Annotated in this window: 23 protein-coding genes and 1 pseudogene; 14 read left to right on the forward strand and 10 right to left on the reverse strand. The window is 70.5% G+C overall.

All coding sequences use genetic code 11. From position 1 onward, the window contains the following. Window positions 1-23 precede the first annotated feature (23 nt). Complete coding sequence (locus tag F7Q99_RS01110) at window positions 24-389, reverse strand: hypothetical protein (RefSeq protein WP_153459653.1); 366 nt, start codon at window positions 387-389, stop codon at window positions 24-26. Window positions 390-675: 286 nt separating this feature from the next. On the opposite strand from F7Q99_RS01110, the gene F7Q99_RS01115 reads away from it, so the two are divergent. From F7Q99_RS01115 to F7Q99_RS01125, 3 genes are read left to right on the forward strand one after another with little or no spacing between them, the layout of a single operon-like run. After that, the gene (locus F7Q99_RS01115) at window positions 676-1,407 is read left to right on the forward strand and encodes a TetR/AcrR family transcriptional regulator (RefSeq protein ID WP_153459654.1); all 732 of its coding nucleotides are present in this window, start codon (window positions 676-678) and stop codon (window positions 1,405-1,407) included. 51 nt (window positions 1,408-1,458) lie between these two features. Then, entirely contained in the window at window positions 1,459-1,794 is a 336-nt protein-coding gene (locus F7Q99_RS01120) for a hypothetical protein (protein ID WP_195910967.1), read from the forward strand. Window positions 1,795-1,809: 15 nt separating this feature from the next. Further along, window positions 1,810-2,883 carry a M14 family metallopeptidase gene (locus F7Q99_RS01125; RefSeq protein ID WP_153459656.1) on the forward strand — a complete coding sequence of 358 codons (1,074 nt, stop codon included), beginning with the start codon at window positions 1,810-1,812 and terminating at the stop codon, window positions 2,881-2,883. A 96-nt stretch (window positions 2,884-2,979) separates the two neighbouring features. Here F7Q99_RS01125 and F7Q99_RS01130 read toward each other — a convergent pair whose 3' ends face one another. The 4 genes from F7Q99_RS01130 to F7Q99_RS01145 all read right to left on the reverse strand — a co-directional run bounded on the left by F7Q99_RS01130 (window position 2,980) and on the right by F7Q99_RS01145 (window position 6,414). Next, window positions 2,980-4,365 carry a hypothetical protein gene (locus F7Q99_RS01130; RefSeq protein ID WP_153459657.1) on the reverse strand — a complete coding sequence of 462 codons (1,386 nt, stop codon included), beginning with the start codon at window positions 4,363-4,365 and terminating at the stop codon, window positions 2,980-2,982. Window positions 4,366-4,371: 6 nt separating this feature from the next. Continuing rightward, the gene (locus F7Q99_RS01135; RefSeq protein ID WP_153459658.1) at window positions 4,372-5,097 is read right to left on the reverse strand and encodes a hypothetical protein; all 726 of its coding nucleotides are present in this window, start codon (window positions 5,095-5,097) and stop codon (window positions 4,372-4,374) included. A 67-nt stretch (window positions 5,098-5,164) separates the two neighbouring features. Beyond that, window positions 5,165-5,428 (reverse strand): ABC transporter permease, encoded by a 264-nt coding sequence (locus tag F7Q99_RS01140; protein WP_153459659.1) that lies wholly within the window; start codon window positions 5,426-5,428, stop codon window positions 5,165-5,167. A 356-nt stretch (window positions 5,429-5,784) separates the two neighbouring features. Next, window positions 5,785-6,414 carry a TetR/AcrR family transcriptional regulator gene (locus F7Q99_RS01145; protein WP_153459660.1) on the reverse strand — a complete coding sequence of 210 codons (630 nt, stop codon included), beginning with the start codon at window positions 6,412-6,414 and terminating at the stop codon, window positions 5,785-5,787. Window positions 6,415-6,628: 214 nt separating this feature from the next. Between F7Q99_RS01145 and F7Q99_RS01150 the strand changes: the two genes are divergently transcribed. The 3 genes from F7Q99_RS01150 to F7Q99_RS01160 are packed head-to-tail and all read left to right on the forward strand — an operon-like array spanning window position 6,629 to window position 9,137. Next, a complete protein-coding gene (locus tag F7Q99_RS01150; RefSeq protein WP_326846125.1) occupies window positions 6,629-7,387 on the forward strand; it encodes an SDR family oxidoreductase in 759 nt (252 codons plus the stop codon). After that, window positions 7,384-8,169, forward strand: a complete 786-nt coding sequence (locus tag F7Q99_RS01155) for an SDR family NAD(P)-dependent oxidoreductase (protein ID WP_326846126.1) — start codon at window positions 7,384-7,386, stop codon at window positions 8,167-8,169. Before F7Q99_RS01150 ends, F7Q99_RS01155 begins: the two co-directional genes overlap by 4 nt. A gap of 11 nt (window positions 8,170-8,180) precedes the next feature. Then, a complete protein-coding gene (locus F7Q99_RS01160) occupies window positions 8,181-9,137 on the forward strand; it encodes an NADPH:quinone oxidoreductase family protein (RefSeq protein ID WP_326847169.1) in 957 nt (318 codons plus the stop codon). Window positions 9,138-9,279: 142 nt separating this feature from the next. Here F7Q99_RS01160 and F7Q99_RS01165 read toward each other — a convergent pair whose 3' ends face one another. The 5 genes from F7Q99_RS01165 to F7Q99_RS01185 all read right to left on the reverse strand — a co-directional run bounded on the left by F7Q99_RS01165 (window position 9,280) and on the right by F7Q99_RS01185 (window position 14,147). Next, entirely contained in the window at window positions 9,280-10,566 is a 1,287-nt protein-coding gene (locus F7Q99_RS01165) for an alpha/beta hydrolase family protein (RefSeq protein ID WP_153459662.1), read from the reverse strand. Window positions 10,567-10,693: 127 nt separating this feature from the next. Then, a complete protein-coding gene (locus F7Q99_RS01170) occupies window positions 10,694-11,905 on the reverse strand; it encodes an acyl-CoA dehydrogenase family protein (protein WP_326846127.1) in 1,212 nt (403 codons plus the stop codon). A gap of 5 nt (window positions 11,906-11,910) precedes the next feature. Then, a complete protein-coding gene (locus tag F7Q99_RS01175) occupies window positions 11,911-12,948 on the reverse strand; it encodes a phosphotransferase family protein (RefSeq protein ID WP_153459663.1) in 1,038 nt (345 codons plus the stop codon). 150 nt (window positions 12,949-13,098) lie between these two features. Beyond that, window positions 13,099-13,317: a DUF397 domain-containing protein gene (locus tag F7Q99_RS01180; protein ID WP_153459664.1), complete on the reverse strand. Its 219-nt coding sequence runs from the start codon at window positions 13,315-13,317 to the stop codon at window positions 13,099-13,101. Continuing rightward, the gene (locus F7Q99_RS01185) at window positions 13,314-14,147 is read right to left on the reverse strand and encodes a helix-turn-helix domain-containing protein (protein WP_153459665.1); all 834 of its coding nucleotides are present in this window, start codon (window positions 14,145-14,147) and stop codon (window positions 13,314-13,316) included. Before F7Q99_RS01185 ends, F7Q99_RS01180 begins: the two co-directional genes overlap by 4 nt. Window positions 14,148-14,284: 137 nt before the next feature. Between F7Q99_RS01185 and F7Q99_RS01190 the strand changes: the two genes are divergently transcribed. The 8 genes and pseudogenes from F7Q99_RS01190 (at window position 14,285) to F7Q99_RS01225 (ending at window position 19,200) form a co-directional block, all read left to right on the forward strand. Beyond that, on the forward strand, window positions 14,285-14,644 hold the full coding sequence (locus tag F7Q99_RS01190) for a hypothetical protein (RefSeq protein WP_153459666.1): 360 nt from the start codon (window positions 14,285-14,287) through the stop codon (window positions 14,642-14,644). After that, complete coding sequence (locus tag F7Q99_RS01195) at window positions 14,641-14,847, forward strand: hypothetical protein (RefSeq protein ID WP_153459667.1); 207 nt, start codon at window positions 14,641-14,643, stop codon at window positions 14,845-14,847. Before F7Q99_RS01190 ends, F7Q99_RS01195 begins: the two co-directional genes overlap by 4 nt. Before the next feature lie 368 nt (window positions 14,848-15,215). Continuing rightward, window positions 15,216-16,301: a hypothetical protein gene (locus F7Q99_RS01200; RefSeq protein WP_153459668.1), complete on the forward strand. Its 1,086-nt coding sequence runs from the start codon at window positions 15,216-15,218 to the stop codon at window positions 16,299-16,301. 117 nt (window positions 16,302-16,418) lie between these two features. Then, window positions 16,419-16,652, forward strand: coding sequence for a hypothetical protein (locus F7Q99_RS01205; protein ID WP_153459669.1), 234 nt, complete (start codon window positions 16,419-16,421; stop codon window positions 16,650-16,652). Further along, window positions 16,633-17,157: a DUF6879 family protein gene (locus tag F7Q99_RS01210; protein WP_153459670.1), complete on the forward strand. Its 525-nt coding sequence runs from the start codon at window positions 16,633-16,635 to the stop codon at window positions 17,155-17,157. The genes F7Q99_RS01205 and F7Q99_RS01210 overlap by 20 nt, the downstream gene beginning before the upstream one ends. Before the next feature lie 26 nt (window positions 17,158-17,183). Then, window positions 17,184-18,031: pseudogene (locus F7Q99_RS01215) on the forward strand (helix-turn-helix domain-containing protein). A 95-nt stretch (window positions 18,032-18,126) separates the two neighbouring features. Beyond that, complete coding sequence (locus F7Q99_RS01220; RefSeq protein ID WP_195910968.1) at window positions 18,127-18,600, forward strand: glycine-rich domain-containing protein; 474 nt, start codon at window positions 18,127-18,129, stop codon at window positions 18,598-18,600. Window positions 18,601-18,627: 27 nt separating this feature from the next. Then, window positions 18,628-19,200 carry a GNAT family N-acetyltransferase gene (locus F7Q99_RS01225; protein WP_153459671.1) on the forward strand — a complete coding sequence of 191 codons (573 nt, stop codon included), beginning with the start codon at window positions 18,628-18,630 and terminating at the stop codon, window positions 19,198-19,200. Window positions 19,201-19,226 lie beyond the last annotated feature (26 nt).

The following is a 19,226-nucleotide window of genomic DNA, read 5'->3' on the forward strand; positions in this document are numbered from 1 at the left end:
TCCCGCCCGCAGCGGGCCTCACGTCACCGCGGGTCGACGAGCTCCGGGGCGAAGACCGTCCCCAGCGGCTCCGGGCCGACGTACTGCTGGCAGTTGCACTGCCGCGGCTCGAACTGTACCGGCCGGCGGTCGGCGTCCCAGGCCGTCGGCGCCTCGACCTCCTCGTGGCAACGGCCCTGCTTGTCGTGCTTGGCCAGGTGGTGCGTGCAGCCGCAGATCGGCTCCGGCGGGCGCTTGGCCGCCTCCAGGGCGGTGCGCTGGCGTTCGGCCGCGTCCAGCAGTTCGAGCTTGCGCTCGTGCCGGACCTTGAGCGCGAGGCGGGCGTTGTTCGCGATCCATCCACCGCCGTACAGCACTGCCGGTATGACCCACCAGACGATGTCGCCCATCGATCGTTCCCCCGTCTTCCCCGGTTGCGGCGTCTCCGGCGCACATCGTACGCCTGACCTGCGCCGACGGATCCCGGCGGGACATGACCCGGCGAATCACCGGCAGCACCTGAGCGTCCGTCCGGCCAGCCGCCCCCGCCCTCGGCCACCATCACCCGCCACCACCACCCGAGCGACCGTATTCATACCTTTATGCCCCATCCGTACCTTGTATCCTGGTCGTGTATCCGCCTGACCGGCTCGGGCGCGGCCCGATGATGTGGCACCGGCACGGAGGAGTGCGGACATGGTTGAGCAGGACGGCCCCGAAAGGCGGGGGCGTCTGAGTCGGCCGCTGGTGCTCGGGGCGGCCGTGGCGCTGGTCGACCGGGAGGGGCTGGCGGCGCTGACCATGCGGCGGCTGGCGGGTGAGCTGGGGGTCGAGTCGATGGCGTTGTACCGCTACACGCCGGGCAAGGAGGCGCTGCTCGACGGGCTGACCGAAGCCTTCTTCGCCGAGGTGAACGAGCGGCTCCGCCGCACCGCCGGCAGCGCCCCGCCCGGGCCGCCGCAGCCCGCCTGGCGGGCCGAGCTGCGGCGCATCGCCCAGGCGTTCGCCACCGTGGCGCACGCGCACCCGGAGATCCTGCCGCTGGTCGCGACCCGGCCGCTGACCGTACCGGTGGCCCGCCGGCCGGCGCCGGTGCTCGATCTCACCGAGCATATTCTCGCCGTGCTCGGTCGCGCCGGCTTCGACGACTCCACGACTCTGACGATCTACCGCGCGTTCGTCGCGTGGAACCTCGGCTGCCTGCTCGTCGACAAGCGTCAGGTGGTCGACAACAAAACCGAGCCGGACCCGGTCCTGCGCCTCGGCCTGCACCTGCTGCCCGCCGCGGAGTACCCGCGGCTGCGCGCGCTGGTGCCCCGGTTCGCGGACTTCGACGACGAGGGCGAGATGCTGTCCGGCCTGGACGGCCTGCTGGACCGGATGCCCCGGGCACCGCTTGACGCGTTCTACGGTGACGGCGCATCCTGACGGTATACGAGGTACACGTCGGAGATATTCCAGCGCCCGGAAGAGGCCGCCATGTCCGTCTCCCACGAATCCCTCCCCTCCCTCCCGCATGACATCCTCCGCGTCCGCGTGACCGCCAGGGACGCGGACACCCTGCGCGCCCTGCTGCGCGAGGTCCGCCCCGACGTGGGCGGGCGTCCCAGCATCGCCGCCGACGGCACCGTGAGCATCGACGCGTACGTCCCGGACGACCGGATCCCGGCCCTCGAACGCGAGGGCGTCACCGTGACCCGGGTCGGCAACGCCAGTGCCGCCGGCCGGGCCGCCCAGGCCGAGGTCGGCGAGGGCGACCGGTTCGCCCCCGCCGATGCCGTGCCCCGCGGCCTCGCCGCCAAGTTCGGCGGCTGAGCCGGGAGGACCGTCATGCCGTACCTGAACATCGTCGAGGTCGAGTCCGCGCTGGGCAGCCTGTCCACCGCGTACCCGGGCCTGACCGAACTCCTCGTCCTGCCCGAGCCCTCCGTCGAGGGCCGGACCTCCCACGCCCTGCGGATCGGCGCCCCCGCGCCGTTCCCCAAGGACTGCGTGATCATGATCGGCGGGGTGCACGCCCGCGAATGGGGCAGCTGCGAGATCCTCGTCCACCTCGCCGCCGACCTGCTGGAGGCCTACCAGGGCGGTACCGGCCTCGGTTACGGAGGCACCGCCTTCACCGCCGACCAGGTGCGCGGGCTGCTCCAGCGCCTGGACGTGGTGGTGTTCCCGCTGGTCAACCCGGACGGCCGGCTGTACAGCCAGACCGTCGACCCGATGTGGCGCAAGAACCGCAACCCCGCCTACGCCGGTGGTGGTTCGGACCCGGCCTGCATCGGCGTGGACCTCAACCGCAACTACGACTTCCTCTTCGACTTCGCCACCGCCTTCGCGCCGACCGCCACCCCGCAGGTGTCGGCGGATCCGTGCGATCCACAGGTCTACGAGGGCCCGCGCGCCTTCTCGGAGCCCGAGACCCGCAACGTCCGCTGGCTGCTGGACCGGTTCCCGCGCACGGGCTGGCTGGTCGACGTGCACAGCTACTCCGAGGACATGCTGTACAACTGGGGCGACGACGAGAACCAGTCCGTCGACCCCGCCATGAACTTCCGCAACCCCGCCTACGACGGCACCCGCGGCCTCCCGGGCGACGTCGCGTACGCCGAGTACATCGCCAAGACCGACGCCGACACGGCCGTGCTGCTCGCCGAGCGGTTCTGCCAGGGGGTCGGCGGGGTCCGCGGACTCACCTACAAGCCGATCACCGGGTTCCACCTCTACCCGACGAGCGGGACCAGCGACGACTACGTGTTCTCGCGGCACTTCACGGACCCCGCCCAGGGCAAGGTGCTCGGCTTCACCGTCGAGTGGGGCACGAGCTTCCACCCGCCGTGGGCCGAGATGGAGAAGATCATCCTCGACGTGGACGCGGGCCTCGTGGAGTTCTGCCTGGCCACCGCCTGAACCCCGAAGCAGTTGGGCGCCCGCCACGGCCGGTCGTGGCGGGCGCCCAACTGCTCGGGACCGCTAGGACTTTCGGGCTGTCGGGCTGTCGGGCTTTCAGGCGGCCCGGTGGAAGAAGAACGGGTCGATCGACACCGGCACCCGGGTGACGCCGTCGTTGTCGAGCAGTTGGTGGGTGTTGAAGTTGGCGTTGCGGTGATACGTCACACCGACCGGGAAGTTGGCCTTGTCGGGCGTGTTGTTGCCCGCGAACACACCGTAGAAGTCGCTTCCGACCGTGACCATCCGGATGTAGTCGCCCAGGTACGGCAGGCCGACCGCCCGCGGCACGTCGGCCGGGGCCTGGTGCAGAATCTGGCGTTCCCACGTCTTCCCGAGGTCGGCGGTCAGCTCCAGCGCCGTCGTCCACTGTCCGTTGGCGAACTGCTGGAAGACCAACCCGACCAGACCGTCGGAATTGATCGCCAGCGACGGGTTCTTGGCATTGACAAGGTCCGCGTGTGCCGCGGCCCATGTCTGCCCCCGGTTCGCCGAGTGCTGGACGTGCAAAACGTAGTCGGTGGGAACGTCTCCGCCGGTGCCGTCGCACCACGCGATCCACACACTGTCGGAGTTTCCGGGATCGACCGCGATCGACAGATCGGCGCCGATGCGCTCCTGGCCAAGCGGCCCCACCTTGACGTTGAACCGCACGGACCGCTGGGTGGCCACCCGCTGGCCGACGCCGCCGTCGTCGGAGTCCGTGAGAGCCTCAAAGGGGTTTGGCCCGTTGCCACTCCTGTCATCGCGGGTCACCACGACATCGAAAGTGACGATCCTGTTGGCATCGAAGCTCCGCCAGCTCTCGAACGCCGCGTAAACCGTGCCGTCGGGGTGCAGGGCTATCCGAGTCGGTGGCCCGTCGTGGATAGCCTCCTGGTCGCGCTGCTCGACCTGAACCGGCGTGAAGTCACCCGATCCCGTGCGGGCGTCGACCGAGACGTCGACGGTGGCGCTCCGAGGGTCACGGGAGCCGGTGTTGCTGCCGACATAGACGCGGTCCCGGCTGGAACCGTTCACCGGGACAGTGTCGGCGACCACCCACGGCTGGTCCGGAGATTCCGCGACATCCCGGTCGACGAGAATCTGCATCACCGTGGTTGAGGTGATGCTCCGCGCGCGCAGAATCTGCAGATTGTCGGTCTCGCCGTTGAGGGTGCCTGCGTAAAGCGTGCCGCCCCGCGACGCAAAGCTGACACTGATATCGCCGGTGCCGACGGGGTCCGCGTTGCCCGGAACGACAGGATTCAACACCCAGGTGTCACCGCCATCCGTCGAGACGAAGACCGGGGCGAACGGACCTCCCATCGGGTCGGGCGTGAAGGCGGTCGCAACCATCTCTTTCGGGTTCTCGGGGTTGACTGCGAGGCTGGGCTCGCTGTCCCGACCTGTGTTGCCGCTTAACGACCTCGGGATGATGTCGACGACCTTGATGGTGGGCATGCCGGCTCACCTCCGTCCCTGCAGTACGGCGAGCTTCTGCATCGGCTGGTAGTCATAGGGGTGGAGCAGTTGGAAGGGCGCCTCGGCGTGAAGGTCGCCCCCGGTAACGTGCAGGAACCAGAGGCCCTCCTGCCCGGGTTGCGGCTTGGGGACCCGGTGCCACCGCCTGTCCGCGCTGCTCGGGTAGAGGACGTCGATCCGCCCCGGGGCGACATCTCCACGCTCCACGATCGAGACATCGATCTTGGCACGCCACCACTGGGGGTCGTGTTCGGAGAAGGCCGCCAGCCCGACCTCCTCCAGGCCGCCCACCGCACCGACCACCACGGCATCCGCGTCCTCCGCGTGCTGAGCGATGTCCTGGTCCCGGATCTCGCGTTGAAGAGCCGAGAACGGCATCTCGTCAGCGGTGGTTGCCGCCATCGAGACATGGCGCTGGACCGCTTCGGCTGGAAGCCGTTCCAGCTCAATGAGGCCGAGGCTCTCTCCATAGACCATGCCCTGGGTGAAGAACGCCCTCGTGTCGCCGACCTCGAGCGAGCTCGCCAGCTGAACGGTGACCTCGCTGCCTGCCAGCTGCCGGAAGTCATCGGGAGCGTGCAACACCTCATTCACCTTGACGACGGCGGTGTACTCCTCCTTCAAATCGGCCGGAACGGCCACGAGCGAGGTGCCGCCGATGCGGGTGACCGTGCCGACGAAGCTGAGCGGGGCTCGGCGGATGAGCTCCATGAGCTGTTCGGGCGAGGCGGAGGGTGGTTTGTCGGTCATGATGATCCTCCTCTCCAGTTGCCACCGCTCATTTCGTGGCGTGGGCGGAGGACGAGTGCGTCCGGCGCCACTCGATCCGCGCGGCGAGCGCGCAGGCGGCGGTCACGGACGCGGCGAGCGCGGCGACCAGCCATTCGGCGACGCCGCTGCCGGCGTCCGGGTCGACGCCCAGCAGGGTCTCGATCCACTCGGGCCACGCGAGGGTGATCAGGAACAGCAGCCCGGAAAGGCTGCCCAGGGCGGTCTCCAGCCAGAAGCGGGGCCGGGGCGGGCTCGGTTGCTGGAAGGGCATCACTGCGCCTCCCCTTCTCCTGCCGCCCGGGCCGCGCCGTAGCGCGCACGCCGTCCTCGCGCCACCGCGCCGTGGCGCGGCAGCACGACCGGCCGGGCCGGCCCGGGTCGGGGATCTGCTCCCGCCGGGCCGCCGGTCGGGGGGCGTGGCCGCCGCGGGAGGGGGGTTCTGCTTCGGTTCGTTCTGCTTCGATGCGCGGTCTCGGGACCGCGTGGGAGTTCGCCGGGGCCGGGCCGCGGGTCGGGTCCGCGGGCGGCGCTGTCGGCGATGTACGCCTACGAGGCACACGTACTTCGTATACGAGTCTGCTCGCCCGCCCCCGGGCGGGTCAAGAGACGATGTCCGGGCCGCCCGGCTCAGACCCGGGCGCCGAGCATCCGCAGCACCAACTCGCCGTAGCGGCGGCCGAGTTCCTCCGGCGTCTCGGTGCTGCGGTCGGTGTACCAGCGGGAGACGTCGATCCCCAGTGAGGTGACCGCGCGGGCCGCCGTCCGGACCTCCGAGACGTCGAACACGCCCGCCGTGACGCCCTCCTCGATCAGCGCGCTCACCTCGCGCTCGATGTCCAGCCGCAGCGCCGCGACCACCGCGTACGCGTCCTCGGGCAGCGCGTGGAGCTCGTAGTTGACCACCCGGCCGACGGTTCTCCCCCGCGCGTGCCAGGTCGTGAACTCCTCGACCAGCCGCCGCATCCGCGCCACGGGCTCCCCCTCGCCGGCCGCCGCCTCCCGGACCAGCGCGAGCGTGGCGGCGTGCCCGGCCTGGCTGATCTCGGCGAGCAGCGCGGCCTTCGACTGGTAGTGGATGTACAGCGCGGCCGGGCTCATGCCGGCGGCGGTGGCGATGTCCCGGGTGGTGGTGGCGTGGAAGCCGCGCTCGGCGAACGACTCGACGGCCGCCTGGAGCAGCCGGTACGCCGCCTCGGGGCGGGCGTCGCTGCCGCCGGGCAGGGAGGGCCAGAGGTCGGCGATGGGCGTGCTGGTCATGGCGTCATCCTCGCAGAGAACTCGTACGCGTATTCCCGCCGACGGCTTCCCAACGGCCACGTGGACTCCGGCGGATCCGGGCGGACTGTTGACAGGTTCCCGCACCGACACCATGCTGAGCAAGCGCTTAGTCAGGCGGCCTCAGTCAGCCGCAGTCTCCTCTTCGGGACGCTTCCGAACCCACTTCCGAACCGCGCGAAAGGCAGGACGCTCCGTGGCGCAATCCTTCAAGGGCCGGGTGGCCGTCGTCACCGGATCGAGCCGGGGCATCGGCCTCGGGATCGCCCGCGAGCTGGTCGCCCGCGGGGCGAAGGTCTGCCTCACCGCCCGCGGCCCCGAGCCGCTCGCCGAGGCCGTCCGCGAGCTGGGCGGGCCGGACCACGCGATCGCCGTCGCCGGCCGCGCCGACGACCCGGCCCACCAGGACGAGACGGTCACCCGCACCCTGGAGGCCTTCGGGCGGCTCGACCACCTCGTCAACAACACCGGCATCAACCCGGTCTACGGCCCGGTCCTGACCACCGACGAGGAGGCCGCGGCCAAGATCCTCGCCGTCAACGTGCTGGCCCCGCTCGCCTGGACCCGCCGGGTGCACGCCGCGTGGATGGGCGAGCACGGCGGCTCGATCGTCAACGTCGCCTCCGTCGCCGGCATCCGGGCCTCGCTCGGCATCGGCATGTACGGGGTCAGCAAGGCCGCGCTGATCCGGCTCACCACCGAACTCGGCGCCGAGCTGGGCCCCCAGGGCATCCGGGTCAACGCCGTCGCCCCCGCCATCGTCAAGACGAAGTTCGCCGAGGCGCTCTTCGAGGGCCGCGAGGAGAAGGTCGCCGCCAAGTACCCGCTCGGCCGACTCGGCGTCCCCGAGGACATCGCCGGGGCCGTCGCCTTCCTGCTCTCCCCCGACGCCGACTGGATCACCGGCCAGACCCTGGTCCTGGACGGCGGCGTCACGCTGGGCGGTGGCATGTGACCGGGGAACTCACCGGCCAGGGCGTGGTGGTGACCGGCGCCGGGCGGGGCATCGGCGCAGCGCTGGCCCGGGCCTTCGCCGCGGCCGGGGCCCGGGTGGTGGTCAACGACCTGGACGGCGAGGCCGCGAACGCCGTCGCCGCGGAGGTCGGCGGGACGGCCCTGTCCGGGGACGCGGCCTCGGCCGACGGGCTCGCCGCGCTGGTCGGGCGGGCCCGGGAGGCGCTCGGCGAGATCGACGTCTGGTGCGCCAATGCCGGCGTCGCCCCCGTCGGCGGCGCGAACGCCCCGGCCGCCGCCTGGGCGAGCGCCTGGGAGGTCAACGTCCTCGCCCACGTCCGGGCCGCCGACCTGCTCCTCCCCCGCTGGCTGGAGCGCGGCCACGGACGCTTCCTCGCCACCGTCTCCGCCGCCGGTCTGCTCAGCATGCTCGGCTCGGCCCCGTACGCCGTCACCAAGCACGGCGCGCTCGCCTTCGCCGAGTGGCTCTCCGCCACCTACCGTCACCGCGGCATCCACGTCCACGCGCTCTGCCCGCAGGGCGTGCGCACCGACATGCTCGCCGCCACCGGCGCCGTCGGCGAGGCCCTGCTCGCGCCGACCGCCCTCGACGCCGAGGACGTTGCCGCGGCCGCCCTCGCCGGACTCCGCGAGGACCGCTTCCTGATCCTGCCGCACCCCGAAGTGGCCGAGTACTACCGCGTCCGCGCCACCGAGCCGGACCGCTGGCTCGCCGCAATGAACCGGCTTCAGCAGGGACTCGAGAGGAGTGACGCGCTGTGAGGGCCTGGCAGGTGGGCGAGCTCGGCGAGCCGCGTGAGGTGATGCGGACGGCCGACGACGTGGCCCGGCCGGTGGCCGGGCCGGGGCAGCTGCTGGTCCGGGTGCGGGCCGCCGCCGTCAACTTCCCGGACGCGCTGATGGTGCGCGGGCAGTACCAGGTGCGCCCGCCGCTGCCGTTCACGCCCGGCGTGGAACTCTGCGGCGAGGTCGTGGACGGCGCCCGGCGGGGCAAGCGCGTGATCGGCAACCCGGTGCTGCCGCACGGCGCCTTCGCCGAGTACGCGCTGCTGGATGCGGCCGCCGCGTTCCCGGCCCCCGAGGCGCTGGACGACGCCGAGGCGAGCGCCCTGCACATCGGCTACCAGACGGCGTGGTTCGCCCTGCACCGCCGGGCCCGGCTGCGCGCCGGCGAGACCCTGCTGGTGCACGCCGCGGCCGGCGGGGTCGGCAGCGCGGCGGTGCAACTGGGCCGGGCCGCCGGGGCACGGGTGATCGCCGTCGTCGGCGGGCCGGCCAAGGCGGAGACGGCCCGGGCGCTCGGCGCCGACCTGGTGGTGGACCGGACGGCCGAGGACTTCGTCGCCGCCGTGAAGGCGGCCACCGGCGGGCGCGGCGCGGACGTGGTCTTCGACCCGGTCGGCGGCGACGCCTACAACGGCTCCGCCCGCTGCGTCGCCTTCGAGGGCCGGATCGTGGTGGTCGGCTTCGCCGCCGGGCAGATCCCCGCGCCCGCGCTCAACCACGCCCTGGTGAAGAACTACTCGATCCTCGGCCTGCACTGGGGCCTCTACAACACCCGCGACCCGCAGGCCGTCCGGGAAGCCCACGAGGAGCTGACCAAGCTCGCCGACGCAGGCGTGGTCCGCCCCCTGGTCGGCGCCCGTCTCCCCTTCGCCGCAGCCGCCGACGCCGTCCAGCGCGTCGCCGACGGGCTGAGCGTCGGGCGGCTGGTCGTCCTGCCGGACTAGCGTTCGGCGACGACCTCCAGGGCCGGGCGGGGCGAGCGGCCGGGCAGAGCCGCGAGGTCGCCCGGCCCGGCCTGCGGTCAGGAACCCGTGGGCGATCGCCGGGTAGGCACCGACCGCCCGCCGACCCGGGCTCGGAGGTCCGCTAACGCTCGTACACCATCTCCGGGAAGCGCGCCGCCGGCCCGTCGAGCAGATGGTCGTTGTGGCCGCGCAGCCAGCGGTCGAAGAAGGACGCGACGTACGCCCGGGTGGCGAGCACCGCGCGGTCGGGGCGGATGTCGCCGATGTCGTCGCGCAGGCGTTCCGGGGTGACGGCGCCCTGCCGGGCGAGTTGAGGCAGCAGAGACTGGGCGTCGGTGTACGAGCCGTGCCGGGAGCCGGTGAGGGTAACGTCGGCGTGCCAGCCGGTGCTGTGCTGCCAGAGGGCGTCCCAGCCCGGCTGGTGATGGTAGTCGCCGGAGTCGGGGCTCTGGGTGCCCATCAGGAGGAAGGGCCGGTCCAGGCCGTCCTGGGCGACGCTCGGCAGGAACACGCCGGTCTGCCCGTCCGGTCCGGGGAAGTGCAGCTGGCCGTCGAGGTTGATGCCGGCCTTGATCCGGGGGTCGTCGTGCATGGTCTGGACGGCCGTGAAGCCGCCCGCCGAGTGGCCGACCATGCCGATCCGGTCGAGGTCCAGCGAGGCGGCGAGCCCGGCCGGCAGGTGTGGGTCGCGACGCAGCCCGGTGAGCTGGTCGAGCACGAAGCGGGTGTCGTCGACGCGGGTCTGCAGCGACTTGCGCAGCACCGCCCCGATGTCCAGGCCGGGTTGGCCGATCATCCCGGGGAGGACGGAGGTGGCCAGGTCGCCGTTCGGGAAGGCGACCTCGGAGGCCTCGTAGGTGTGGTCGACGGTGACGACGACGTAGCCGCGCGAGGCGAGGTCCTCGACGAGGGCGGTGCCCCAGGTGCGCGGGTCGCCGAGGCCGGGCGAGTAGAGCACGACCGGGCGCTTGCCGCCCGGCAGGGCGGGCGCGTCGGCACGGGCGTGGCCGCGGACTGCGGCCCAGTCGGTGCGGCCGGGTTCGGCGCCGTAGTTGACGAGGCCGACGCCCTCGCCGCTGCCGAAGTGCTCGGCGGCAGCGGGCTCCATGTACCGGGCGCGGTCGGCGCCGGTGGCGGGGCGGGCGGTCGGGTACCAGAGGCTGATCATCAGCTCGCGGTGCCGCCCGGGCTTCCACGGGTCGTCCCGGCCTTCGTCGGTGAGGTGCAGGGCGGTGGTGCCGACGGAGTACGGCCCGGTGGGCTGCGGCAGCCAGGCGCGGGCCTGCTGTCCGGTGCTCGTGCCGCCGTCCTGCGGCGCCGCCGCCATCGCCCCGGGTGCGCCGACCACGCCCAGCGTCGCCGTCGCCGCCAGCAGGACCGCCGCCACGGTCCGTCCCCGCCTGCCCATCGCTGTTCCTCCTCGCCCGAACTGATCCGATACGGGCGACAGTACGGGCGGGAAGGGACCGCGGCCGTCATACCAGGGACCCAACCGGCCCCTAAGTACCCCGGTATGACGCCCTTAAGGGTTCTTCTCAGGCGTACTTCCTGAGCTCCCGCCGGGCCAGCGAGCGCTTGTGCACCTCGTCCGGTCCGTCGGCCAGGCGCAGCGTGCGGTTGCCGGCCCAGAGCTGGGCGAGCGGGGTGTCCTGGCTGACGCCGGCGGCGCCGTGGGCCTGGACGGCCTTGTCGAGGATCCACTCGACGGTGCTCGGGGTCGCGATCTTGATGGCCTGGATCTCGGTGTGCGCGCCGCGGTTGCCGACGGTGTCCATCAGCCAGGCGGTCTTGAGCACGAGGAGCCGCAACTGCTCGATGCGGACGCGGGATTCGGCGATCCAGTCCTGGATGACGCCCTGGTCGGCGAGCGGACGGCCGAACGCGACGCGCTCGCCGGCCCGGCGGCACATCAGCTCCAGTGCCCGTTCGGCGATGCCGACGGCGCGCATGCAGTGGTGGATGCGGCCGGGGCCCAGCCGGGCCTGGGCGATGGCGAAGCCGGCGCCCTCCTCGCCGATCAGGTGGGCGGCGGGGACGCGGACGTTCTCGAACAGCACGTCGGCGTGGCCGCCGTGGTCGGCGTCGTCGTAGCCGAACACCTTCATGCCACGGCGGACGGTGACGCCGGGGGTGTCGCGGGGGACGAGGATCATGCTCTGCTGCCTGTGCGGGGCGGCGTCGGGGTCGGTCTTGCCCATGACGATGAGGATCCGGCACCGGGGGTTCATCGCGCCGGTGATGTACCACTTGCGGCCGTTGACCACGTACTCGTCGCCGTCGCGCTCGATCCGGGTGGCGATGTTGGTGGCATCGGAGGAGGCGACCTCGGGCTCGGTCATCGCGAACGCGGAGCGGATCTCGGCGTCGAGCAGCGGGCGCAGCCAGCGCTCGCGCTGCTCGGGGGTGCCGAACTGGGCGAGCAGTTCCATGTTGCCGGTGTCGGGGGCCGCGCAGTTGAGCGCGGGCGGGGCCAACTGGGGGCTGCGGCCGGTGATTTCGGCGAGCGGGGCGTACTGGAGGTTGGTGAGGCCGGCACCGTGCTCGCCGGGGAGGAAGAGGTTCCACAGGCCCTGCTTGCGGGCCTCCACCTGGAGTTCGGCAACGACCGGCGGGACGCTCCAGGCGGGGCGGTCGGGGTCGGCGAGCTGTTCCTCCAGGACGGGCTCGGCCGGATACACGTGGTCGTCCATGAAGGCGAGCAGCTGCTCGCGCAGGGCGTTCGTCCGGGCGTCGTAGGCGAAGTCCACGGTGGTCAGTGCTCCTTGAGGGTGGTCAGGCCGTGCCGGGCGAGGATCGGGGCCATCTCGCCGGCCCGCTCGAAGCCGGCGCCGAGGGTGCGGCCCTGCTGGTAGCGGTAGTGGATGCCCTCGGCGACGGCGGCGAGCTTGAAGGAGGCGAAGGCGACGTACCAGTCGAGGTCTCCAGCCTGACGTCCCGTCAGCTCGGCGTAGTACGAGACGATTTCGCCGCTGGACGGGAAGCCGGGTGCTGCCATGGCGGAGGGGATGATGCCGCCGCCGACGCCCGCGAGTTCGGTGTACATCACGAGCAGGCCGATGTCGGTGAGCGGGTCGCCGAGGGTGGACATCTCCCAGTCCAGCACGGCGGTGATCGTGTCGGTGCCGTCGACCTGGTCGATGAGGACGTTGTCCAGCCGGTAGTCGCCGTGCACGAGGGCGGGCGCCGGCGAGACGGGCAGGCGCTCGGCGAGCAGCCCGTGCAGCCGGTCGAGCTCAGGGAGGTCACGGCTGTGGGAGGCGGCGAGCTGCTTCGACCAGCGGCGCAGCTGGCGCTCCAGGTAGCCGTCGGGGCGGCCGAAGTCGGCGAGGCCGACGGCGGCCGGGTCGATCCGGTGCAAGGCGGCGAGGGTGTCGACCAGGCGGCGGCCGAGGGCGTGGACGCGCTGCTCGCCGAAGGCGGCGAGCGCGGCGGCGTCGCGGTGGGCGGTGCCGGGGACGTACTCCATCAGGTACCAGGGGGCACCGATGACGTCGGCGCCGGGGTCCAACAGCAGGGTGCGCGGTACGGGCATGCCGGTGTCGCGCAGGGCGGTCATGACGCGGTGCTCGCGGCCCATGTCGTGGGCGGTGGCCAGGACGTGCCCGAGCGGGGGCCGGCGCAGCACCCAGCGGGCGGCGCCGTCGGTGAGGACGTACGTGAGGTTGGACCGGCCCCCCTCGATGAGGTCGGCCCGCAGCGGACCCTGGACGGCGCCGGGCAGCTCGCGGTCCAGATGGGCACGCAGCCGCGCCAGGTCCAGGCCGGGCGGGTCGGCGGGGGTCTCGGGCATCGGGCGGCTCCTCGGCTTGCTCCTCATTGACTAAGCGCTTGCTTAGCATTCAGCGGAGCGGTCCCCCTGTCAATGCCACCCGCCGCTTCCCTCCGAACGCAACGAACCCCCGGGCCCAGCGGGCCCGGGGGTTCGTGAGGAAGGTTGTGGTCAGATGTGGCCGAACTCGCCGGCGACGGTCGCGGCGACGAAGGACCGCCACGCTTCGATCGGGAAAACGAGGACAGACCCCTCGGGATCCTTCGAGTCACGGACAGGCATCACGCCGGGCAAGTCGGGGGTTACCTCGATGCAGTTGCCGCCGTTCTGGCTGTAACTGGACTTGACCCAGGTGGCGCCGGTCAGAGCTGCATGGTCGGTGCGGGTCATGATCGGAGGTCCTTCCGAGCTGTGCGGATCATTTCGAGGGACGCCACATCCGAACCGGCTCCCACCTGGAGCCGATCGTAGTCCCTGGCCCACGCCGTGACCGTCTCAGATTCCCTGGTGAGGAAACCACGCTCTTGCGACTCCGTGTACCCCAGCATGCTGCGATCAGGCATGGTCAGCAGAACCACCGGCAGGGCGAGAGACCTGCGCTCACCCATCGAGAAGGGCGCTACCTGGATGATAGTCCTCGGGCGCTCGGACAGCTCCGCCAAGTGGTCCAGTTGTTCCCGCATGACGGCTGCGCCGCCCACCAGCCTTCGAATGCAGCTCTCGTCCAATACCGCATGGACGAGCGGCGCATCCTTGCCGACGAGCCGTTGTTGACGGGTGAGCAGGTACGAGACCCGCGTCTGGGCCTCATCCTTCGTAATGGCCCCTCGTCGCACATCGGCCGCCGCCAGCGTCTCTGCATAGGCCCTGGTCTGGAACAGCCCAGGGACAACGCCGAGTTCGAACTGTCGCAGCTCAGCAGCCTTGGACTCATGTGCCACATACTCCGGGAAGCCCTGCAGGAGAGATCCTCCGCCGCTGAGGGTCCAGTACGTCAGTTCCAGCGTTCCATCGGTCCCGAGAGCCCGGTCTGCGGCCACGACCCAGTCAAGTGTGGGACTGCGTGTACCTCTTTCGAGGTTCGAGATCTGACTGTCACTCAACGACGTCAGGGCCCCAAGCTGGGCCTGCCTCATGCCAGCCGCCTTGCGCGACCTGCGAAGTTGGGCGCCAAAGGCCGCAAGGGGGGATGCCGACGGATCCAGCTCCGTCTCACGCATAATCAGACCTCCATTGCCGCCTGAATCCCACGGCACAGACTGTCAAGTGGGAAAGCCTTCCGATCGTAAAGGGCAACACGCCACCATGGCTACACCCGGTGAGAAGCCGGACGCTATGCGCAACCATGGAGACACCCATGCCCCTCAACAGTCGAAGCAGCAAGCCGGAGTTGAGCAGCTCCATCCAGAGCTTCCAGGCAGTGATCTACCTGCCCAGGATCGGCCCCACCTTCCCCGAGCTGGAGATGCGGAGCTGCGAGGACTACGCCCTCGCCTTCGGCTGGGGCATCTCCCTGACCGTGGTGGACGACGACATGGAGACGCCCCCGGACCGCCGGGCGAAGCTCCAGGTCGCCCTGCGGCGCATCAAGGACAAGCAGGCCAGCGCGATCCTCGTCCCGAGCAAGGCGACCATCTCGCCGATCGACGGCGAGTACCACGAGTTCGCCCGGCAGGTCGAGAAGGCCGGCGGCTTCGTCCAGGTGACCCGCCAGTGACCGGTCGCTACCGGATCGTCCCCGCCGACGCCCTCAACGGCGCCTCGTACCCGGTGTGGGTCATCCACGACCACCAGACCGGCCACCTGGTGAAGGCCCTCCCCCCGCGCCCCGAGCCGCTGCGGTTCTACTCGTACGAGAGGGCGGAGGTGTGGGTGCGCAAGAACCAAAAGCCCGCGCCGGCCAAGGAGGTTGCGTCATGAGCACCATCCAGGCCAGCACGTAGGAGATCCGCCTGATCGACTCCCGCAGCCCGCACTTCCTCCTGCTGGAGTGCTGGGGAATCTGGGACCGCGAGCGACACGAGTACCTGCGCGTCCCGGGATCCTCGCACCGGATCAGGCGCTTCTACATCCTCGCGTCCGCCGAGGCGTACCTGCGCATCCTGCCCGTCGCCGCTTAGCTCGCTGTCGCCGTCGGACGAAGGACAGCTACGGCACCGACGGGCCCACGTCGGCCGGAGCGCGGGCTGCTCTGAGATGCCCCTCGCCATTCCAGGAGAGGGGCATCTTTGCGTTGCCCGGTGCCGCCCGACGCCGCACCTGACCTGGTCAACCGCCACAATGACCGCATGAGGTTGATCCACACCGTGGCCGGCGTGCTCCTGCTCGTGCTCGTCGTCGGCAGCATCCTGCGCACGCTGGTCGTGCCGCGCGGGCTTTACTCCTCGATGGTGCACCGGCTCTGGGCGGCGCTCCGGACCGTGCTGCGGCTGTCCGCGGCGCCGTTCGGCACCTACCGCGCGCAGGACCGGGTGCTGACCTGGCTGGCGCCCCTGGTCCTGCTGGGAATGCTCGGGGTGTGGCTCGGCGGGATGCTGCTCGCGTACACACTTCTGCTTCACGGCACGTCCGAACTCGACTGGTCGGTGTCCTTCCGGGAGGCCGGATCCAGCCTCTTCACCCTGGGCTTCGCCAGTGGCAACCGCCTGCGTCTGTCCGTGATCGACTTCTTCGCCGCCGCCAGCGGGCCCCTGGTGATCGCCCTGCAGATCGCCTACCTGCCGACCCTCTACGCCGCCTACCAGCGGCGCGAGACGGAGGTCACGCTCCTCCAGTCCCGGGCCGGCGAACCCGCCTGGGGCCCGGAACTCCTCGCCCGCCAGTCCCTCGTCGACACCGAGAACGCCCTCCCCCAGCTCTACCGCGACTGGGAGCGGCTGGCGGCGGACATCGGCGAGAGCCACTCCAACTACCCGGTGCTGCTCTCCTTCCGCTCCCCTCAGCCCAACCGCAGCTGGGTGGTCGGCCTGATCGCGGTGATGGACGCCGCCGCCATCCACCTCTCGCTCTGTCCGTTCTCCGCCCCGCCCGAAGCCCGACTGGTGCTGCGCGCCGGGTTCACCGCGATGCGCGACATCGCCCGCTCGCTGCGCGTGGACTTCGACCCCGACCCGGACCCGTCCACCCCGATCCGCCTGACCTACACCGAGTACCTCGGCGCCGTCGCGATGATCACCGCCGCCGGCTTCCCCCGCGAACGCCCGGTCGAGGACGCCTGGCCCCACTTCCACGGCTGGCGCGTCAACTACGAGGCCCTCGCCTACGAACTCGCCCGCCGCAGCGACGCCGTCCCCGCCCTCTGGACCGGCCCCCGCGACTTCCGCGCTCCCGTCATCCCCCCAAGCCGCCCCACCGACCGCCGGCCGACCAGTTGACCACCGTGTTTCGGATATCACCTAGTTGACGTAATGCCGGCCAAAAAACTGACGGACCGTACGCAGTTCCGCCACGATGGCCCCACCAGGCGCAACCAGTTCCATGGGGAGGACGTCATGCAGCTACGGTTCATCGGCAAGGACGACAAGTCGGGTGATCACGGCTCTCCGACGATCTTCGTGGACGAGCAGACCTCCGACTTGATCATTCAAGGCTGGAAGATCGACTCCGAGACCGAGGCTCAGGTTCTCGCCGCCGGGCCGATCCCCGATCATGAGACGGTGATCCGCATCCCCGCCCGCATGGCGAAGGTCCTCAAGGAGGCGCTGAATGTCTCAGAGCTTGGCTAGCTTTGCCGACCTCATTCGATCGGTCGAACACTCAGCGCTCCACCTGGAGATGCGGGATGTCTACGCCGTCGAGAATGAGACCGACGGATTCGAGGCGTGGAAGGCGGGCCACCGGCTCAATCCGGAGGACCGGTCGTCGTGGTGGCGACCCTGGCTTGACCTGGTTCAGGAAGTCACCGGCACCGGTGTAGCCGTCCGCCGCGCCCGGATCGTCTCCGAGCCCGCGAGCGAGTACATCCGGTACGAGCACTCGTTCACGTTCACCAACGTGGCCGGCGGCGAAGAGGTCCGGTGGCTGCCCAGGCGTAACGCCAGCGACCTCGCGCTCCCGGGCAACGACTTCTGGTTGTTCGACGGGAAGCTCGTGCAGTTCAACGTCTTCGACGGTGACGGCCACTGGGTCCACACCGACGAGACCTCGGACCCCAACGTGGCGGCGTTCTGCTCCACGGCCTTCGAGGCGGTGTGGGACCGGGCAATTCCGCACGAGAAGTACTCCGTCTGAGGACCGCTCGCGCAGTCGGTCAGCTCATGCCCTCCTCGCCACTGTCCAGTGCTCAAGCAGCGCGGAAAGCCGTTGCTGATCAACTCGATGCAATCAGGAAGGACGCCGGTAAGACGGGGCTGGAGCTGGCCGAACTGTGCGGGTGGCACAAGTCCAAGTCGTCACGGATCGCTCGCGGCCTCACGGTTGCCTCTGACGACGACATTCGCGCTTGGTGCACCGCCTGCGGCGTGCCCGAGCGAGCCCGGGACCTGATCGCAGCCTCACGCACTGCGGATTCCATGTACGTGCGGTGGCGCGATCTGCACCGCGACGGGATGACGCGCGTGCACCAGAAGACCACCCCGCTGTATCAGCGGACTCGACGGTTCCGCGTCTACGCCTCGAACGTGATGCCGGGAATGACTCAGACAGGCCCGTACGCGACCGGCCTGCTGAAGTCGATCACCCGGTTCCAGGGCATGCCCGACGATGTCGAGCAAGCAGTCCAAGCGCGCCTGAATCGCTCGCGAGTCGTGGTTGAGGGTGATCACCAGTTCGCGCTTCTGCTGGAAGAGGCGGTGCTGTACTACGCGGTCTGCGACGACGACTCCCTGGTCGGTCAGCTTGATCATCTTGAGAGCCTGATGTCTCGCCCGAACGTCTCTGTGGGGTCATCCCGTTCCGCGCCCGGCGAAAAGTCTGGCCGGTCGAAGCGTTCTACGCCTTCGACGACGAGCTGGTGGCTGTTGAGACGTTGACGGCCGAGATCAACGTGACTGCTCCCGGGGAGATCGAGACCTATCTCCGCGCCTTCGCCGACCTCGCGAAGATCGCTGTCCACGGCAGGCCGGCCCGCGAGCTCATCGCCAGAGCTCGCGCCACGATCGGGTGAGGTCGTGCAACCGCGTGCAACTTCGTGGAGGCTCACCCGCTCTCTTCCCTACTCTCTGAGGCATCGTCAGTTCTCGGCAGAGACAGGGAGTTTTCGTGATTCTTGTGACCACGGAACGGATCGCCGGCCGGTCCCTCGTGGACCCGAGCCTGTTCGGGCGGTTGGTCGCCCGCATCGTCAAGGACGAGAAGTTGGAGACCGCCCTCGCGGAGCAGGTCATGGACCAGGCTCTCGCGTTCCTCGGAGCCTGCGCGCAGCGGCCCGCCATCGGACTCGGTCCGTCCGCACTGGTGGACATCGGGTGGCACACGTTCATCCTCCACACCCGCGAGTACTCCGAGTTCTGTAACAACATCGCGGGACGCTTCATGCACCACGTGCCGACCGACGAGGAGAGCCCCGGCAACGGGACTACGATCGCCGACACGGTGACCGTGATGCGGGAGTGCGGGTTCCTGGTGGACGACGCGCTCTGGGCTATGTGTGCCGCTGACTGCGAGTTCGATAAGAAGTGCGGCAACGGATGCAGCCAATGCCAGAAGGGTTGCTCCGATGGCAACGTCGTCTGACCTGACGACGCAGCGGAGGAGTTGACGTTGAGCGAACCGAAGATCGTGCTGGCCGGCGACAAGCTCGGCCTCGGTCTCACTCGGGCGGACATGTTGCCCGAGTACCACCGCTGGGAGACCGACCCTGGCTCCGTCCTCGGATACGGGGCTCAGCTTCCCCCGACCTTGGAGGCCAGGCGCGCCCGTTGGGAGCGGAACACTCAGGACCGCACGCACAGCGCGTTCGAGGTCGTGCGACTGGAAGACAACACGCCCGTCGGTATGTCGGTCCTCAACGTCAACTTCCGCAAGCAAACTGCTGAGTTCGTCCTCGGCATCGCTCCCGAGGCCCGAGGCAACAGGTACGCCGTGGAGGCGACCCGCCTGACCCTCGACTGGGGGTTCAACCTCGCCGGCCTCCGGGCCATCTGGCTCAAGGTCCTGGAGCCCAACGTGAGCGCCGTCAAAGCATACGAACGGGCTGGCTTCTCGTACCAGGGGCGTCAGCGCCGCGCGGGCACCTGGATGGGCCGTGAGGTGGACGAGTTGCTGATGGACATCCTTCGCGAGGAGTTCCACAGCCCTTCGTGGGCCGCGTCCCGCCCCGGCCTCGAGTTGTGATCACGGCCCGCCGCTCCCGCCCGGGC

Source organism: Streptomyces kaniharaensis (assembly GCF_009569385.1).
GTDB lineage: Bacteria > Actinomycetota > Actinomycetes > Streptomycetales > Streptomycetaceae > Kitasatospora > Kitasatospora kaniharaensis.

Excerpts from the sequence above, each read along its gene's own strand:
- F7Q99_RS01210 (WP_153459670.1), top strand. The coding sequence starts at position 16,633 with ATGTCTCAGAGCTTGGCTAGCTTTGCCGACCTCATTCGATCGGTCGAA.
- F7Q99_RS01200 (WP_153459668.1), top strand. The coding sequence starts at position 15,216 with ATGAGGTTGATCCACACCGTGGCCGGCGTGCTCCTGCTCGTGCTCGTC.
- F7Q99_RS01115 (WP_153459654.1), top strand. The coding sequence starts at position 676 with ATGGTTGAGCAGGACGGCCCCGAAAGGCGGGGGCGTCTGAGTCGGCCG.
- F7Q99_RS01110 (WP_153459653.1), bottom strand. The coding sequence starts at position 389 with ATGGGCGACATCGTCTGGTGGGTCATACCGGCAGTGCTGTACGGCGGT.
- F7Q99_RS01140 (WP_153459659.1), bottom strand. The coding sequence starts at position 5,428 with ATGCCCTTCCAGCAACCGAGCCCGCCCCGGCCCCGCTTCTGGCTGGAG.
- F7Q99_RS01175 (WP_153459663.1), bottom strand. The coding sequence starts at position 12,948 with ATGCCCGAGACCCCCGCCGACCCGCCCGGCCTGGACCTGGCGCGGCTG.
- F7Q99_RS01205 (WP_153459669.1), top strand. The coding sequence starts at position 16,419 with ATGCAGCTACGGTTCATCGGCAAGGACGACAAGTCGGGTGATCACGGC.
- F7Q99_RS01190 (WP_153459666.1), top strand. The coding sequence starts at position 14,285 with ATGCCCCTCAACAGTCGAAGCAGCAAGCCGGAGTTGAGCAGCTCCATC.
- F7Q99_RS01120 (WP_195910967.1), top strand. The coding sequence starts at position 1,459 with ATGTCCGTCTCCCACGAATCCCTCCCCTCCCTCCCGCATGACATCCTC.
- F7Q99_RS01125 (WP_153459656.1), top strand. The coding sequence starts at position 1,810 with ATGCCGTACCTGAACATCGTCGAGGTCGAGTCCGCGCTGGGCAGCCTG.
- F7Q99_RS01145 (WP_153459660.1), bottom strand. The coding sequence starts at position 6,414 with ATGACCAGCACGCCCATCGCCGACCTCTGGCCCTCCCTGCCCGGCGGC.
- F7Q99_RS01180 (WP_153459664.1), bottom strand. The coding sequence starts at position 13,317 with ATGACCCGCACCGACCATGCAGCTCTGACCGGCGCCACCTGGGTCAAG.
- F7Q99_RS01135 (WP_153459658.1), bottom strand. The coding sequence starts at position 5,097 with ATGGAGCTCATCCGCCGAGCCCCGCTCAGCTTCGTCGGCACGGTCACC.
- F7Q99_RS01185 (WP_153459665.1), bottom strand. The coding sequence starts at position 14,147 with ATGCGTGAGACGGAGCTGGATCCGTCGGCATCCCCCCTTGCGGCCTTT.
- F7Q99_RS01165 (WP_153459662.1), bottom strand. The coding sequence starts at position 10,566 with ATGGGCAGGCGGGGACGGACCGTGGCGGCGGTCCTGCTGGCGGCGACG.
- F7Q99_RS01130 (WP_153459657.1), bottom strand. The coding sequence starts at position 4,365 with ATGCCCACCATCAAGGTCGTCGACATCATCCCGAGGTCGTTAAGCGGC.